Origin of the sequence: Streptomyces sp. NBC_00435, assembly GCF_036014235.1 — a bacterium.
In the GTDB taxonomy this organism is placed as follows: Bacteria; Actinomycetota; Actinomycetes; order Streptomycetales; family Streptomycetaceae; genus Streptomyces.
Genome location: NZ_CP107924.1, coordinates 3,986,453 through 4,000,232, shown reverse-complemented (window position 1 = coordinate 4,000,232; position 13,780 = coordinate 3,986,453). Strand labels below are relative to the sequence as shown.

The 13,780-nt window shown below is 70.4% G+C and carries 17 protein-coding genes; 8 read left to right on the top strand and 9 right to left on the bottom strand.

The window, feature by feature from the left end; genetic code table 11:
- Window positions 1-99: 99 nt before the first annotated feature.
- Window positions 100-891, bottom strand: coding sequence for a pentapeptide repeat-containing protein (locus OG389_RS18320; RefSeq protein WP_328303886.1), 792 nt, complete (start codon window positions 889-891; stop codon window positions 100-102).
- A 246-nt stretch (window positions 892-1,137) separates the two neighbouring features.
- On the opposite strand from OG389_RS18320, the gene OG389_RS18315 reads away from it, so the two are divergent.
- From OG389_RS18315 to OG389_RS18300, 4 genes are all read left to right on the top strand, one after another.
- Window positions 1,138-1,746 (top strand): LysE family translocator, encoded by a 609-nt coding sequence (locus OG389_RS18315; RefSeq protein WP_328299569.1) that lies wholly within the window; start codon window positions 1,138-1,140, stop codon window positions 1,744-1,746.
- A gap of 122 nt (window positions 1,747-1,868) precedes the next feature.
- Window positions 1,869-2,708 (top strand): thioesterase family protein, encoded by an 840-nt coding sequence (locus OG389_RS18310; RefSeq protein WP_328299568.1) that lies wholly within the window; start codon window positions 1,869-1,871, stop codon window positions 2,706-2,708.
- A 196-nt stretch (window positions 2,709-2,904) separates the two neighbouring features.
- Window positions 2,905-3,924 carry a C40 family peptidase gene (locus OG389_RS18305; protein WP_328299567.1) on the top strand — a complete coding sequence of 340 codons (1,020 nt, stop codon included), beginning with the start codon at window positions 2,905-2,907 and terminating at the stop codon, window positions 3,922-3,924.
- A 213-nt stretch (window positions 3,925-4,137) separates the two neighbouring features.
- The gene (locus tag OG389_RS18300; protein ID WP_328299566.1) at window positions 4,138-4,863 is read left to right on the top strand and encodes a phosphatase PAP2 family protein; all 726 of its coding nucleotides are present in this window, start codon (window positions 4,138-4,140) and stop codon (window positions 4,861-4,863) included.
- 52 nt (window positions 4,864-4,915) lie between these two features.
- On the opposite strand, the gene OG389_RS18295 is transcribed toward OG389_RS18300, so the two are convergent.
- The 3 genes from OG389_RS18295 to OG389_RS18285 form a co-directional block, all read right to left on the bottom strand.
- Window positions 4,916-5,038, bottom strand: coding sequence for a hypothetical protein (locus OG389_RS18295; protein ID WP_328299565.1), 123 nt, complete (start codon window positions 5,036-5,038; stop codon window positions 4,916-4,918).
- Entirely contained in the window at window positions 5,035-5,283 is a 249-nt protein-coding gene (locus tag OG389_RS18290; RefSeq protein ID WP_328299564.1) for a hypothetical protein, read from the bottom strand. Before OG389_RS18290 ends, OG389_RS18295 begins: the two co-directional genes overlap by 4 nt.
- Window positions 5,284-5,354: 71 nt before the next feature.
- Entirely contained in the window at window positions 5,355-5,534 is a 180-nt protein-coding gene (locus OG389_RS18285; RefSeq protein WP_328299563.1) for a hypothetical protein, read from the bottom strand.
- Window positions 5,535-5,921: 387 nt separating this feature from the next.
- Here OG389_RS18285 and OG389_RS18280 point away from each other — a divergent pair, with 387 nt between their 5' ends.
- Window positions 5,922-6,761: a hypothetical protein gene (locus OG389_RS18280; protein ID WP_328299562.1), complete on the top strand. Its 840-nt coding sequence runs from the start codon at window positions 5,922-5,924 to the stop codon at window positions 6,759-6,761.
- A gap of 147 nt (window positions 6,762-6,908) precedes the next feature.
- Complete coding sequence (locus tag OG389_RS18275) at window positions 6,909-7,055, top strand: hypothetical protein (RefSeq protein ID WP_328304365.1); 147 nt, start codon at window positions 6,909-6,911, stop codon at window positions 7,053-7,055.
- 82 nt (window positions 7,056-7,137) lie between these two features.
- Here OG389_RS18275 and OG389_RS18270 read toward each other — a convergent pair whose 3' ends face one another.
- Entirely contained in the window at window positions 7,138-7,506 is a 369-nt protein-coding gene (locus OG389_RS18270; RefSeq protein ID WP_328299561.1) for a metal-sensitive transcriptional regulator, read from the bottom strand.
- Window positions 7,507-7,701: 195 nt separating this feature from the next.
- Here OG389_RS18270 and OG389_RS18265 point away from each other — a divergent pair, with 195 nt between their 5' ends.
- Both OG389_RS18265 and OG389_RS18260 read left to right on the top strand, forming a co-directional pair.
- Window positions 7,702-8,322, top strand: coding sequence for a DUF47 domain-containing protein (locus OG389_RS18265; RefSeq protein WP_073920857.1), 621 nt, complete (start codon window positions 7,702-7,704; stop codon window positions 8,320-8,322).
- 5 nt (window positions 8,323-8,327) lie between these two features.
- Window positions 8,328-9,326, top strand: coding sequence for an inorganic phosphate transporter (locus OG389_RS18260; protein ID WP_328299560.1), 999 nt, complete (start codon window positions 8,328-8,330; stop codon window positions 9,324-9,326).
- A gap of 121 nt (window positions 9,327-9,447) precedes the next feature.
- Here the strand turns inward: OG389_RS18260 and pstB are convergent, their stop codons facing one another.
- The 4 genes from pstB to pstS form a co-directional block, all read right to left on the bottom strand.
- Window positions 9,448-10,224 (bottom strand): phosphate ABC transporter ATP-binding protein PstB, encoded by a 777-nt coding sequence (gene pstB / locus OG389_RS18255; RefSeq protein ID WP_328299559.1) that lies wholly within the window; start codon window positions 10,222-10,224, stop codon window positions 9,448-9,450.
- A gap of 57 nt (window positions 10,225-10,281) precedes the next feature.
- A complete protein-coding gene (gene pstA, locus OG389_RS18250) occupies window positions 10,282-11,364 on the bottom strand; it encodes a phosphate ABC transporter permease PstA (protein ID WP_328299558.1) in 1,083 nt (360 codons plus the stop codon).
- Entirely contained in the window at window positions 11,364-12,353 is a 990-nt protein-coding gene (gene pstC / locus OG389_RS18245; protein WP_328299557.1) for a phosphate ABC transporter permease subunit PstC, read from the bottom strand. The genes pstA and pstC overlap by 1 nt, the downstream gene beginning before the upstream one ends.
- A 133-nt stretch (window positions 12,354-12,486) precedes the next feature.
- Complete coding sequence (pstS, locus tag OG389_RS18240) at window positions 12,487-13,626, bottom strand: phosphate ABC transporter substrate-binding protein PstS (RefSeq protein WP_328299556.1); 1,140 nt, start codon at window positions 13,624-13,626, stop codon at window positions 12,487-12,489.
- Window positions 13,627-13,780: the final 154 nt, after the last annotated feature.

The following is a 13,780-nucleotide window of genomic DNA, read 5'->3' as shown; positions in this document are numbered from 1 at the left end:
ACCGTCACGCTGGGTGTGGGGCGTGCGGATGCGCGAGGGGCGCACACCTGTCCGGCGTGCGCCGTTCGGCGGGCGGGCGGGCGGGCGCGACGAGGCCCGTTACGCGAGCCAGTGCGCGGGGCGGGTCAGGGAGTCCGGGATGCGCGTCGCGGGGTTGCCGCGGGCCGCGCTGAGCTGGGCCTGGGTGAGGAAGAGGGCGTCCCGCAGGTCGGCGTCCCCCAGATCGGTGTCGCGGAGGTCCGCGCCGATCAGGTCGGCCGTGCGCAGGTCGGCGCCGCTGAGGTCGGCCGCGATCAGGTAGGCGCCGCGCAGGTTGGCTCCGCGCAGGTCGGCGCCGGAGAGGCGGGCGCCCATCAGGTCGGCGCCGCGGTGGTTCTTCCGCCGGCCCGCCGCTTTGGCCCGTACGAGCTCGCTGGTCTTCAGGAGGAGGGCGTTGACCTGCTGGCGCAGCGGGGTGACGTCGAAGTCCGCGAGGGTCTCCGGGGCCGCCTCGGTCCACCGGGTGATGTCGGCCAGGGCGGTGCGCAGGTCCGCGTGGACCGGGCGGGCGGCGGGCAGGGTGAGGGCTTCGGAGACGTAGAAGAGCAGCTCGTGCAGGTGCCGCATCACCGGGAAGACCTCGAACATCACGCCGGCCGTGCCCGGATGGGTACGCCAGTCGCGACCGCCGAAGGTGACCTGGGAGACCCGCTGGCCCGCGCCGAAGCAGTCGAAGACGGTGCAGCCCGGGAAGCCCTTGTCGCGCAGCCGGGTGTGGATGCCGCAGCGGAAGTCCTGCTGGAGGTTCTTGCAGGGAGTGCCGGCGGGCTTGTTCACGGCGAAGTCGGTGGACTTGGCGAAGGGCAGGGCTACGCAGCAGAGCGCGAAGCAGTTGGCGCAGTCCGCCCGCAGGAGGGGGAGCGGCGCGGGGAGCGCGGAGGGGGACGCGGACTGGGGCGCGGAGGCGGGCTGCGAAGGGGGAGGCTTGGGCACGTCCGCAATTGTCCCCCGTGTCTCCCGGTGGGGGAGATGGGGTGTCCGCGTGGGCGGGCCGGTGGTGGGGTGCGGGCTCGGGCGGGCCGTGGTGGGAGCTGCCCGGGAGTGCTGGGATGCGGGACGGTCTTGATCACGGGCGGCCGGTGCGGCGAGCATCGCCGCATGACAGAAGTGATCGCAGTCGCCGTCATCACCTTCCTCGCCGTGATCAGTCCCGGCGCGGATTTCGCCATGGTCGTTCGCAACAGCTACCTCTACGGTCGCCCCACCGGCCTGTTCGCGGCCGCCGGTGTCGCGGCCGGGGTGCTGGTCCACGTCTCCTACACGATGCTCGGGGTCGGTCTGCTGATCGCCTCCTCCACCGGGTTGTTCACGGTGATCAAGCTCGCGGGCGCCGCGTACCTGGTGTGGATCGGGATACGGACCTTCCGTGCGCGGGCCGAGGTGACCGTGGACCTGGAGGAGGGGAGCGGGCTGTCGCCGTTCGGGGCGCTGCGCACCGGCTTCCTGACCAATGTGCTGAACCCGAAGACCACGCTGTTCGTCGTGTCCACCTTCACCCAGGTGGTCGGGCCGGGTACCGCGGTGTGGCAGCAGGCCGGGTACGGGCTGTTCATGTCGGCGGCGCACCTGGGCTGGTTCTCGGTGGTGGCACTGTTCTTCTCCAACTCCCGCTTGCGCGACCGGATGCTGAAGGCGCAGAAGGCGCTGAACCGGGCCATCGGCTCGGTGCTCGTCGGGCTCGGGGTGGGGCTGGGCTTCGCCCGCTGAGCGGGTGTGCGCGGGCGCGGTGCGCGGGAGGGCGCGCGAGGGGTTTCCGGAGGGGGTCCGAGGGGCGGGCGGGGGAGCCGTGGGGCTGGTGGTGCGGGTTACCTGTCGGTAGCGTGGCGGCCATGGGTGTCGGGAGCGCTGCTGGAAGTGCCGCCGGAGGTTCCGTCGAGAGTGCCGCCGAGGGGTTCTACGAGCGGATCGACACGGGGCGGTTCCTGGCGACCGGCTACACGCGCGGGCCGTGGGATCCCGGCTCGCAGCACGCCGGTCCGCCGGCCGCGCTGCTCGGGCGGGCCGTCGAGGAACGGCCGGGCGGGCGGGAGGACATGCGGATCGCCCGGATCACGTACGAGATCCTGCGCCCGGTGCCGATCGGTCCGCTGGAGCTGACCACCAGTGTGCTCCGGGCCGGCCGGGGCACCGAGGTGGTCGAGGCCGCGCTCGCCCCCGCCGGGGCCGCGCCCGTGATGCTGGCGCGGGCGCTGCGGATCCGGATGGCGCGGGAGTCCGTACCGGCCGTGGTGCCCGGGCCGGAGTTGCCGCCGCCCGGGGAGGTGGGGGTGACGCCCTTCTTCCCGGTGCCGTGGGAGAAGGGCTACCACTCGGCGATGGAGACCCGGTTCACGCGGGGCGCGTTCGTCGAACTGGGACCCGGTACCTGCTGGATGCGGATGAGGGTGCCGCTGGTGGCGGGGGAGGAGCCCAGGCCGCTGGACCGCGTACTGGTCGCGGCGGACTCGGGCAACGGCATCAGCTCCGTCATGGACTTCGGGAAGTACGTGTTCGTCAACGGCGACCTGACCGTGCACCTGCACCGCCATCCGGTCGGCGAGTGGGTGTGCGTGGAGGCCCGTACGAGCGTGGACGCGGCCGGGATCGGCCTGGCGGACGCCCGGCTGCACGACGAGAAGGGCCCCATCGGGCGGAGCGCGCAGAGTCTCTTCGTGGCGCCGCGGGGATAGGCGTGGGGCAGGCGCGGGGACAGGGATCCCCCGGGCGTGGGAGTATTCGTATCTTCCTATGAGTTCGGCCATTTGCCGGACTCGTGCCCCAACTCCTCGCCCTGCAACGGTTTCTGTGGTGGCCCCCGGACGGGATGATTCGACACGGGGTGGCGGGAACCCCGGGAAAAGCCGTTCGATGGGGGAAGGTTGGCGGGTGCGCAGACTCTGGGTGGTCGGTGGAATCAGCTTCGGGGCATGCCTGTGCTTTCTCGCCCTGCTCGTGATCGGTACGTACTCGGCGGCCGCGGGCATCGCGAGCGGCGCCGGCGGCCGCGCCCTGGGGCTCGCGAAGGGGGCCGTGCCGGGGAAGTACCAGTCCCTCGTGCAGAAGTGGGGCAACCTCTGCCCCACGCTCAGTCCGGCGGTGTTGGCGGCCCAGCTGTACTCCGAGAGCGGGTGGAACCCGAGCGCGGTGAGTCCGGCGGACGCGCGGGGCATCGCGCAGTTCATCCCCGGGACCTGGGCGACGCACGGCATCGACGGGGACGGTGACGGGGACCGCGACATCTGGGATCCGAACGACGCGATCCCGTCGGCGGCCTCGTACGACTGCGAGCTGGCGCGCTACGTGGGCAAGGTGCCCGGGGACCCCGTCCGGAACATGCTGGCCGCTTACAACGCCGGTCCCGGCGCGGTGACGCAGTATCAGGGCGTCCCGCCGTTCCGGGAGACCGAGGGGTACGTGAAGACCATCACCACCCTCGCCAAGAGCTTCGAGGCCCCCGTCGGACGCGTGGCGCCCTCGCAGCAGGCCGCCGGGGCGATCTACTTCGCACAGAAGCAGCTGGGGACCCCGTACCTGTGGGGCGGGAACGGGACGCCCGACCAGGACGGCCGGTTCGACTGCTCGGGTCTGACGAAGGCCGCGTACGAGTCGGTGGGGATCGATCTGCCCCGGGTCGCGAACGACCAGTACAACGCCGGCCCGCATCCCTCGCGGGCGGAACTGCTGCCGGGGGACCTGGTCTTCTTCTCCGACGACCTGACGAACTCCCGGGAGATCCGGCACGTCGGGCTCTACGTGGGCGGCGGGTACATGATCAACGCCCCGTACACCGGCGCGGTGATCCGCTTCGACAAGATCGACACGCCCGACTACTTCGGTGCGACCCGGGTGACGAAGGACGGTGCGGAGGCGCTGCCGAGGCGCGAAACCGTCGGCAACACAGTGTGAAGCAAAGGCCCTGAGCTGCGACGATGAGTCACTCTTCGGTAACGTTGGGGTGATCATTCGGTGGAGAGTGGAACGTAGCCGCCAGAACGGGCGTTCCATGGGGCACAGGGACGGAATCATCGGAAACACCGGACTGATCACCGGGGGGCGAAGGGCCGCACGCAGGGGTGCGGCCGCAGGGGGACCGAGGCAAGGGCAAGGGGCCGCATCACCATGGCTGGACTCACAACGGGTGGGCCGAACGTGGATGTAAGCCTGCTGTACGAGATCAACGGACTGGCCGGGCGAGCCCCGAGCTGGCTGGACCGGGCGGTGTCCGTCGTCGGCGAGTACGGGATCCTGCTCGCCCTCGCGCTCCTGATGCTCTGGTGCTGGCGCGGGGCGCGCCGGCAGGACGAGGCCGCCGCCGTCGAGTCCCTGGCCGCGCTCGTGTGGGCGCCGCTCGCCGCCGGGGCCGCGCTGCTTCTGAACGTCCCGCTGCGGGAGTTCGTGGGCCGGCCGCGGCCGGCCGCGCAGCACGGCGGGGTCGAGGTGCTGGATCCCGGCATCGGGGCGGGCCACAGCGCCTTCTCGTTCGTCAGCGATCACGCCACGCTCGCGATGGCGCTGGGGGTGGGGCTGTTCGTCGCCCACCGCCGGCTCGGCTACATCGGGATCGGGCTGGCCCTGGTGGAGGGCTTCACCCGGGTCTTCATGGGCCTCCACTATCCGACCGACGTCATCGGGGGGCTCGCGCTGGGCACCGCGGTGGTACTGCTGCTCGCACCGCTCGCGATGGCGCTGCTGACCCCCTTGGTGCGGGCGGTGGGCCGGTCCGCGCGGCTGGGCGTACTGGTGCGGGCGCGGGGCCGTGTGACGGCCCGGCCGGTGGACCTCGCGGCGGCCGCCGCCGCGACTCCGCCGCCTGGGCGGGGGCACGAGAGCGACCTCGCCGCCTGAAGGTGTGCTGGGCGGGGCCGGCGTGCGGGCTGCGGCGCGGCCGGCGCGGTGTTCATCCGATGCCGTACGAGTCCCAGACGGTCAGCGCTACGGCTGCCAGCAGGCACAGTGCCGCGGCTCCGAAGCAGAGGCGGATCGCGGCCGGGCGGGTGCGGGGGCGCGGTGGCGGGGTCATGGGTCGCCGCCGCCCTCGGTACCGTCCGGATCCGCGTCGGAGCGACGGTAGCGGGAGCGCAGCCACAGGCCGGTCGCGGTGGCCGCGGCGGTGGTGACACCGATGGCCAGGGCGACGTCGCCGGGTCCGTCGGCCGTGCCCACGGGGCTGGCCCGGGCGGGGGCGGCCGAGGCCTCTGTGGCCGGGGCGAACGCGATCAGCAGGGCCCAGAGGAGGGCGGCGAGTCGGGGCGCGGGTCCGGGCATGAGTCAAGGGCATCCGCTCCCGGGCGGGTCGGCCAGCCGGGCCGTCCGATCGGGGGAACGGGAGGCCGGGGCTACTCCGAGGCGTGGCGGGTGGCGTCCTTGCGGGCCAGGTCGCGGGAGCGGCGGGCCGGGCCGCGCCAGCCGCAGGTGCAGAGGGCCAGGCAGAACGCCCCTCGGTCGGAGGTGCTCGTGGCGTGACCGGTGGACGGCTGGGCCGAGGCCGGTCCCGCGGGGTCGCGGGGCAGCGGCACGGCGGCAAACGGAGGGACAAGAGTCGCTTCGGTGTGCGGTTCCACGGCACCACGGTACCGGGCCTGGGTGGGGCGGGGGACTGCCTTGCGGGTGCCACCTCGCCTCGCGGGAGCGGAATCCTGCCCGTGCGGGTGGCTGGACGGCGGGGCCCTGCGGGGCTGTTCCTCCCCTACCCACCCCTTCCCGAAACCAGGGCTGCGCCCCCGGCCCCCGCAGGCTGCGCCCCCGCCGCGCGCCCCCGTCGGCGTTGTGGGACAAGGGGCTCGGGGCTGTCCCGTTGGGGTGCGGGGCGGGGGGTGGGCCGTGACGGGAGGGGCGGGGAGTCGTTAAGCGGAGTGGGTGAGGGCCTCGGCAGACAGCGGTCACGCGTTGGGGGTTGGCAGGCGATGGTGGTGCACCAGCACAGGTGGACGCTGGGACGCGCGGGTCGGGCGACGGTCGCGGCCGGTCTGGCCCTGACGGTTGCGGCGTTGAGCGGATGCGGCGGCGACGCGGTCGCCGGCGATGACGCCCGCCCCTCCGGTGACCCGGCGGCGACGGTCCGCGCAGCCGCCGACACGCTGGCCGCGACCGGGAGCGCGCAGGCCCGTACCGCCATGGAAATGGCGACCGGCGGCACCCGGGTCACGATCCGGGGCGAGGGCGGGGTCGACTTCAAGAGCCGGATGAGCCAGCTCCTGGTCATGCTCCCCGACGACGCCAAGGGCCAGGCCGAACACCGGCCCATCACCGAGCTGCTGGTCCCCGGGGCCCTCTACATGAAGAACCGCGGTGCGGGCGTCCCCGACGACAAGTGGGTACGGGTCGACACGACGGCCCTCGCCGACGGGAACCTCGTCACGGGCGGGGCCACCGACCCGATGGCCGCCGCCGAGTTGCTGCGCGGCGCGCAAGCGGTGACGTACGTGGGCGAGACCGAGGTGGCCGGGACCAAGGTGCGGCACTACCGGGGTACGACCGACATCGCGCGGGCCGCGGCGGAGGCGTCCCCGGCGGTGAAGGGGGCGCTGGAGGCGGCGGCGAAAGGGTTCAGCAAGGGTGCGGTGCCGTTCGACGCGTACCTGGACGCCGAGGGCCGGCTGCGGAAGGTCTGTCACCGTTTCACCTACGTCAACAATGGCGTGATCGATGTGTCCTCCACCACGCTGCTCTACGGCTTCGGGACCCCGGTCACCGTCGTATTGCCGCCGGAAGCGGACATTTACGCGGGGAAGATCGCCGACTAGTCGGCCGGACCCGTGAGGGCGGCGCGATCGGGCCATGGCCGGGTATCCGGAAATGGTCCATCCGTGTCATGTGCGCCGTGCCGCACGCTCCCTACGCTGAGAAACCGAGCGCCGGCGACCGGACGACGGCAGAGAGAGGTGACACGCGTGACTCCCGCAGGCGGTTCGACGGTGCAGGACCTCGTGGCTCTCGCGGAGATCGAGCTGTGCGGGGAGCTGATCATCGCGGCCTCGGCCGCGAACGAGGACCGGCTCAGTCAGGACCGTATCGATGAGGTTCTGATGGGGCGTTGAGTCCCGACGGTTCGACGGTTCGACGGTTCGACGGTTCGAGAGATCCGAGGGGCCGGTGGCCCGGGGCGCCCCCGCCCCCCGATCACGTGCGCAGCAGTCGGGCGATCGCCTTCGTCGCTTCCTCGACCTTGGCGTCGATCTCGGCCCCGCCCTTGACGGCCGCGTCCGCGACGCAGTGCCGCAGGTGCTCCTCCAGCAGCTGGAGCGCGAAGGACTGCAGTGCCTTCGTGCTCGCCGAGACCTGGGTGAGTATGTCGATGCAGTAGACGTCCTCGTCGACCAGGCGCTGGAGGCCCCGGATCTGGCCCTCGATCCGGCGCAGTCGCTTGAGGTGCTCGTCCTTCTGGTGGTGGTAGCCGTGCACCGCGCCCGTGGTGGTGCCCGTGCCCGCTGCGGTGCCCGGGGTGGCGCCCGTTTCGGCTCCGGAGCCCTCCGCCTGGATGGCAGTCATGCGTCCTCCCGTGGTCCGGAATGAGGAGTGCATACCCCTCATGGGTATAGGGTACCGGCCCCCGGCCGCGGGAACGGGGGGACCGTGGTCCTCACTCTGCCTGATGGAGGACACTGGGGAACTGCCGGTTAGCCGTGGCCGGGGGATGCGCCTAGCATCAGCCTGACCGAATCCAATGCACCCCGAGGACCTCACGTGCGATTTCGTCTGACCCCCAGGGAGACGAGCTTCTACGACATGTTCGCCGCATCCGCGGACAACATCGTCACGGGCTCGAAGCTCCTGATGGAACTGCTCGGAGCGGACTCCTCCGCCCGAGCCGAGATCGCGGAGCGGATGCGGGCGGCGGAGCACGCGGGGGATGACGCGACCCACGCGATCTTCCACCAGCTCAACTCCTCCTTCATCACGCCGTTCGACCGCGAGGACATCTACAACCTGGCGTCCTGCCTCGACGACATCATGGACTTCATGGAGGAGGCGGTCGACCTGGTCGTCCTCTACAACGTGGAGGAGCTCCCCAAGGGAGTCGAGCAGCAGATCGAGGTACTGGCGCGCGCGGCCGAGCTGACCGCCGAGGCCATGCCGCACCTGCGGACCATGACCAATCTGACCGAGTACTGGATCGAGGTCAACCGCCTCGAGAACCAGGCCGACCAGATCCACCGCAAGCTGCTCGCCCAGCTCTTCAACGGCAAGTACGACGCCATCGAGGTGCTGAAGCTCAAGCAGATCGTCGACGTGCTCGAAGAGGCGGCCGACGCGTTCGAGCACGTCGCGAACACGGTGGAGACCATCGCGGTCAAGGAGTCCTGAACCTCGTGGACACCTTCGCTCTGATCGTGACCATCGGTGTCGCGCTCGGTTTCACGTACACCAACGGTTTCCACGACTCGGCGAACGCGATCGCGACCTCGGTCTCGACCCGCGCGCTGACCCCGCGCGCCGCGCTCGCGATGGCCGCGGTGATGAACCTGGCCGGTGCCTTCCTGGGCAGCGGGGTCGCCAAGACGGTCAGTAAGGGGCTCATCGAGACCCCGCACGGTGACAGGGGGATGTGGATCCTCTTCTCCGCGCTGGTCGGCGCGATCGTCTGGAACCTGGTCACCTGGTACTTCGGCCTGCCCTCGTCCTCCTCGCACGCGCTGTTCGGCGGCATGGTGGGTGCGGCGCTGGCCGGCGGGATCGGCGTCATCTGGCACGGGGTGCTGGAGAAGGTCGTCATCCCGATGTTCCTCTCGCCCGTCGTCGGCCTGATCGCGGGCTACCTGGTGATGGTCGCGATCATGTGGATGTTCCGCAGGTCCAACCCGCACAAGGCCAAGCGCGGTTTCCGGATCGCCCAGACCGTCTCGGCGGCCGCCATGGCCCTCGGTCACGGTCTGCAGGACGCGCAGAAGACGATGGGCATCGTGGTGATGGCCCTGGTCATCGCCGACGTCCAGGGCGACGGTGACCCGATCCCGGTCTGGGTCAAGATCGCCTGTGCCGTGATGCTCTCGCTCGGTACGTACGCGGGCGGCTGGCGCATCATGCGCACCCTGGGCCGCAAGATCATCGAGCTCGACCCGCCGCAGGGTTTCGCCGCCGAGACGACGGGTGCCTCGATCATGTACACGGCTTCCTACCTCTACCAGGCGCCGATCTCCACCACCCACGTGATCACCTCGGCGATCATGGGTGTGGGCGCCACCAAGCGGGTCAACGCGGTCCGCTGGGGCGTCGCCAAGAACATCATCCTGGGATGGTTCATCACCATGCCGGCCGCGGCCCTGGTCGCCGCGGTCAGCTTCTGGGTCGTGAACCTGGCCGTCGGCTGAGACGGCCGAACGGCAAAGAAGCGGGCCGGCTCCCCCCACCCAGGGGGAGCCGGCCCTTTTCTTTCTTCCGCCTTGCGGTGGCACCGCCATGCAGCACCGCAGGACGTCTTCACATCCCGGTTTAGCCGAAGCGGCCCGAGATGTAGTCCTCGGTCGCCTGCACGGACGGGTTGGAGAAGATCCGGTCCGTGTCGTCGATCTCGACCAGCTTTCCGGGCTGGCCGACCGCGGAGAGGTTGAAGAAGGCGGTGCGGTCGGAGACGCGCGCGGCCTGCTGCATGTTGTGCGTCACGATGACGATCGTGAAGCGCTCCTTGAGCTCGCCGATCAGGTCCTCGATGGCGAGGGTGGAGATCGGGTCGAGGGCCGAGCAGGGCTCGTCCATCAGGAGGACCTGGGGCTCGACCGCGATGGCGCGGGCGATGCACAGGCGCTGCTGCTGGCCGCCGGAGAGGCCGGAGCCCGGCTTGTTCAGGCGGTCCTTGACCTCGTTCCAGAGGTTGGCGCCCTGCAGGGACTTCTCGACGATGTCCGTGAGCTCGGACTTCTTGAAGGAGCCGTTCAGGCGCAGGCCCGCCGCCACGTTGTCGAAGATCGACATGGTGGGGAAGGGGTTGGGGCGCTGGAAGACCATGCCGACCGTGCGGCGGACCGCGACCGGGTCCACGCCGGGGCCGTACAGGTTCTCGTCGTCCAGGAGCACCTTGCCCTCGACGCGGCCGCCGGGGGTGACCTCGTGCATGCGGTTCAGGGTGCGCAGGAAGGTGGACTTGCCGCAGCCGGAGGGGCCGATGAAGGCCGTCACGGAGCGGGGTTCCACGGTCATCGAGATGTCGTCGATGGCCTTGTGGGTGCCGTAGAAGGCGGACAGTCCGCTGACGTCGATTCGCTTGGCCATGAGGGGTTACTTCGCTTTCGTGTGGTCACCGCGGCGGAGCCGCTAATGGACTCGCTTTTAGCGACCGGTCTTGGGGGCCTTCCAGCGGGCGATGCCGCGGGCCACCAGATTGAGGATCATGACGAAGGCGATCAGGACGAGCGCTGCGGCCCATGCCCGGTCGTAGGAGGCTTCACTGCCGACCTTGTACTGCTCCCAAATGTAGAGGGGGAGCGAGGACTGAGGGCCTTCGAAGGGGTTGTTGTTGATCAGCTGGGAGCCGAAGACCAGCAGCATGATCGGGGCGGTCTCGCCCGCGATGCGGGCGACGGCCAGCATCACGCCGGTGGAGATGCCACCGATGGCGGTGGGGAGCACGACCTTGAGGATCACGCGCCACTTCGGCACGCCGAGGGCCAGGGCGGCCTCGCGCAGCTCGTTCGGGACGAGCTTGAGCATCTCCTCGGTGGAGCGGACCACGACGGGCATCATCAGGATCGACAGGGCCATCGCGCCGGCGAAGCCGGACGGGCCGAAGCCGAGCATCAGGTTCCAGGTCGTCAGGATGAACAGACCCGCGACGATGGAGGGGATGCCGGTCATGACGTCCACGAAGAAGGTCACGGCCTTGGCCAGCGCGCCCCGGCCGTACTCGACCAGGTAGACGGCGGTCAGCAGGCCGACGGGGGCCGCGATCGCGGTGGCCAGGGCGACCTGCTCGATGGTGCCGAGGAGGGCGTGGTAGACGCCGCCGCCGGCCTCGAAGCTGGTCACGCCGTTCATCGAGTGGCCGAGGAAGTCCCCGTCGAGGACCTTCATGCCGCGGCTGATCGTCGTCCACAGCAGCGAGAGCAGCGGGACGAGGGCGAGGACGAAGCAGACCCAGACGACGGAGGTCGCGACGCGGTCCTTGGCCTGGCGCCGGTTCTCGATCAGCGAGCTGGCCGTGTACGTGATGACCACGAAGAGGGCGGCGGCGAGCAGGCCCCACTGGATCCGGCTCTGCAGGCCGAGGAGGGCGCCGAGGCCGCAGCCGAGGGCGACGGCGAGGACCGTGATGGCGGCCGGGGCCCAGCGGGGCAGGTTGCCCTGCGTCAGGCTGGTCGGGGCGACGGACTTGCGGGCCCGGGAGGGGCGCTGGTCCTGGAGTGCGTGGCTCATCAGGCGTTCGCCCCCGAGAAGTCCTTGCGACGGGCGATGATCATCCGGGCGGCGCCGTTGACCAGCAGGGTGAGCAGGAAGAGCACGAGGCCGGAGGCGATCAGTGCGTCGCGGCCGAACTCGTTGGCCTCGTCGAACTTCGCGGCGATGTTCTGCGCGAACGTGCCGCCGCCCGGGTCCAGGATGTGGCCGGAGATCAGGAAGCTCGGGGAGAGGACGGTGGCGACGGCCATGGTCTCGCCGAGCGCGCGACCGAGGCCGAGCATCGAGGCGGAGATGACACCGGAGCGGCCGAAGGGCAGGACCGACATCCGGATGACCTCCCAGCGGGTCGCGCCGAGGGCCAGTGCGGCTTCCTCGTTCATGCGCGGGACCTGCAGGAAGACCTCGCGGCTGACGCTGGTCACGATCGGGAGGATCATGATCGCGAGCAGGATGCCGACGGTGAAGAGCGAGCGCGCGACGCCGACCTGGGTCTTGTCGAAGACGTAGGTCCAGCCCATGTACTCGTCGAGCCACATGTTGAGGCCGCCGAGGTACGGGACGAGGAAGAGCGCGCCCCAGATGCCGTAGATGATCGACGGCACTGCGGCCAGCAGGTCGACCACGTAGGCGAGGGGGGCGGCCAGCTTGCGCGGCGCGTAGTGCGAGATGAAGAGGGCGATGCCGACGGCGATCGGAACCGCGATGGCCATCGCGATGATCGAGCTGACGACGGTGCCGAAGAGCAGGACGGCGATGCCGAAGACGGGGGGCTTGGCCGACGCGTTCCAGTCGAACGTGGTGAGGAAGTTGCCCTCGTTGTCGGCCAGTGCGATGGAGGCGCGGTAGGTGAGGAAGACGGCTATCGACGCCATGATCACCAGGAGCAGGATGCCGGAGCCCTTGGAGAGCCCGGCGAAGATCTTGTCACCGGCGCGGCCGGTGGACCTTGCGCTCTGGGGGACAGGCGGAGCCGTGTCTATCTGGGTGGGTGTGGTGGAAGCCATGGTCTTTCCGGTCTGGATGGGGGGCAGGCCCCCCGGGCGGCGGTGCACCGGATCCCCTGGGTGGAGGGGAGGGTCCCCGGGCCGGTCCGCTCCCCGGACGGGGGGAGCGGACCGGTGGTCCGGGGGGTCAGGTTCAGCTGAGGGTCTTGATGATCTCGCGGACCTTGGTGTTGATCTCGGCCGGGATCGGGGCGTAGCCGTTCTCGGTGAGGACCTTCTGGCCCGCGTCGGACGCGGTGTAGTTCAGGAAGGACTTCAGGGTCGGGAGCGTCTCGGCCTTGTTGCCCTTGTCGCAGACGACCTCGTAGGTCACCAGGACGATCGGGTAGGCACCCTCGGTCTTGGTGGCGTAGTCGAGCTTGAGCGCCAGGTCGGAACCGGTGCCGGAGATCTTGGCGGCGGCGATGGCCTTGGAGGCGTTCTCGCCGGTGGCCTTGACCGGGGCGGTGGCGCCCGTGTTCACGTCCACGGTCTTGATGCTCTGCGAGGAGGCGTAGGAGAGCTCGAAGTAGCCGATCGCGCCGTCGATGGCCTTGACCTGCGAGGCGACACCGGCGGAGCCGGAGGCGGCCTGGCCACCCGGGGCCGGCCACTTCTTCGCGGCTTCGTACGTCCAGCCCTCGGGAGCGGCGGCCTTGAGGTACTTGCCGAGGTTCTCGGTGGTGCCCGAGTCCTCGGAGCGGTGGAAGGCCTGGATGGCGGTGGACGGAAGCGTGACGCCGGGGTTCAGCTTCTTGATCGCCTCGTCGTCCCACTTCTTGATCTTGTCGTTGAAGATCGCGGCGATCGTGGGGGCGTCCAGCGTCAGCTTGTCCACGCCGGCGACGTTGAAGCCGATGGCGATCGGGCCGCCGACCATCGGCAGGTCGATGCCCTGGCCGCCGGTGCAGATCTTCTTCGACTCCTCGACGGCGTCGGGCTTCAGCGCGGAGTCCGAACCGGCGAAGCCGACCGTGCCCTGGTTGAAGGCGACGACGCCCTCACCGGAGGAGGAGGACTTGTAGTTGACCTCGACGCCGGAGCAGGCCGCCATGTAGTTCTTGATCCACAGGTCGACCGCGTTCTTCTGCGCGGAGGAGCCGGAGGCCAGCAGCTTGCCCTTGGCGTCGTCACACTTGATGTCGCCCGCGGCGGCGGCGGAAGGCTTGCCCGAGGCGCCACCGTCGGCCTTGGTGTTGTCGTCCGAGCCGCACGCCGTGAGGACCAGGGCGCCGGACACGACGAGCGCGCCGAGGGCGGAGGCACGAAGCATGTTCTTGCGCTGAAGCTTCACTGTTCGGGTGTTCCTTCCAGAAGCCGCCGGCCGCTTTCTGTATCGGGGCGGCGTGCGAAGAGGACTACGTCTTGGTGCCGGAAGGAACCGCTCGCCTGGGCGGCGACTCACTCCCTGCGTCTACGAAGTTAGGCAGATCAGGTGAAGCGGCCGA

Bases quoted from the DNA above. Each gene is read 5' to 3' on its own strand.
- OG389_RS18315 (WP_328299569.1), top strand. From the start codon at position 1,138: ATGACAGAAGTGATCGCAGTCGCCGTCATCACCTTCCTCGCCGTGATC.
- OG389_RS18310 (WP_328299568.1), top strand. From the start codon at position 1,869: ATGGGTGTCGGGAGCGCTGCTGGAAGTGCCGCCGGAGGTTCCGTCGAG.
- OG389_RS18300 (WP_328299566.1), top strand. From the start codon at position 4,138: ATGGCTGGACTCACAACGGGTGGGCCGAACGTGGATGTAAGCCTGCTG.
- OG389_RS18295 (WP_328299565.1), bottom strand. From the start codon at position 5,038: ATGACCCCGCCACCGCGCCCCCGCACCCGCCCGGCCGCGATCCGCCTC.
- OG389_RS18290 (WP_328299564.1), bottom strand. From the start codon at position 5,283: ATGCCCGGACCCGCGCCCCGACTCGCCGCCCTCCTCTGGGCCCTGCTG.
- OG389_RS18280 (WP_328299562.1), top strand. From the start codon at position 5,922: ATGGTGGTGCACCAGCACAGGTGGACGCTGGGACGCGCGGGTCGGGCG.
- OG389_RS18270 (WP_328299561.1), bottom strand. From the start codon at position 7,506: ATGACTGCCATCCAGGCGGAGGGCTCCGGAGCCGAAACGGGCGCCACC.
- pstB (WP_328299559.1), bottom strand. From the start codon at position 10,224: ATGGCCAAGCGAATCGACGTCAGCGGACTGTCCGCCTTCTACGGCACC.
- pstA (WP_328299558.1), bottom strand. From the start codon at position 11,364: ATGAGCCACGCACTCCAGGACCAGCGCCCCTCCCGGGCCCGCAAGTCC.
- pstC (WP_328299557.1), bottom strand. From the start codon at position 12,353: ATGGCTTCCACCACACCCACCCAGATAGACACGGCTCCGCCTGTCCCC.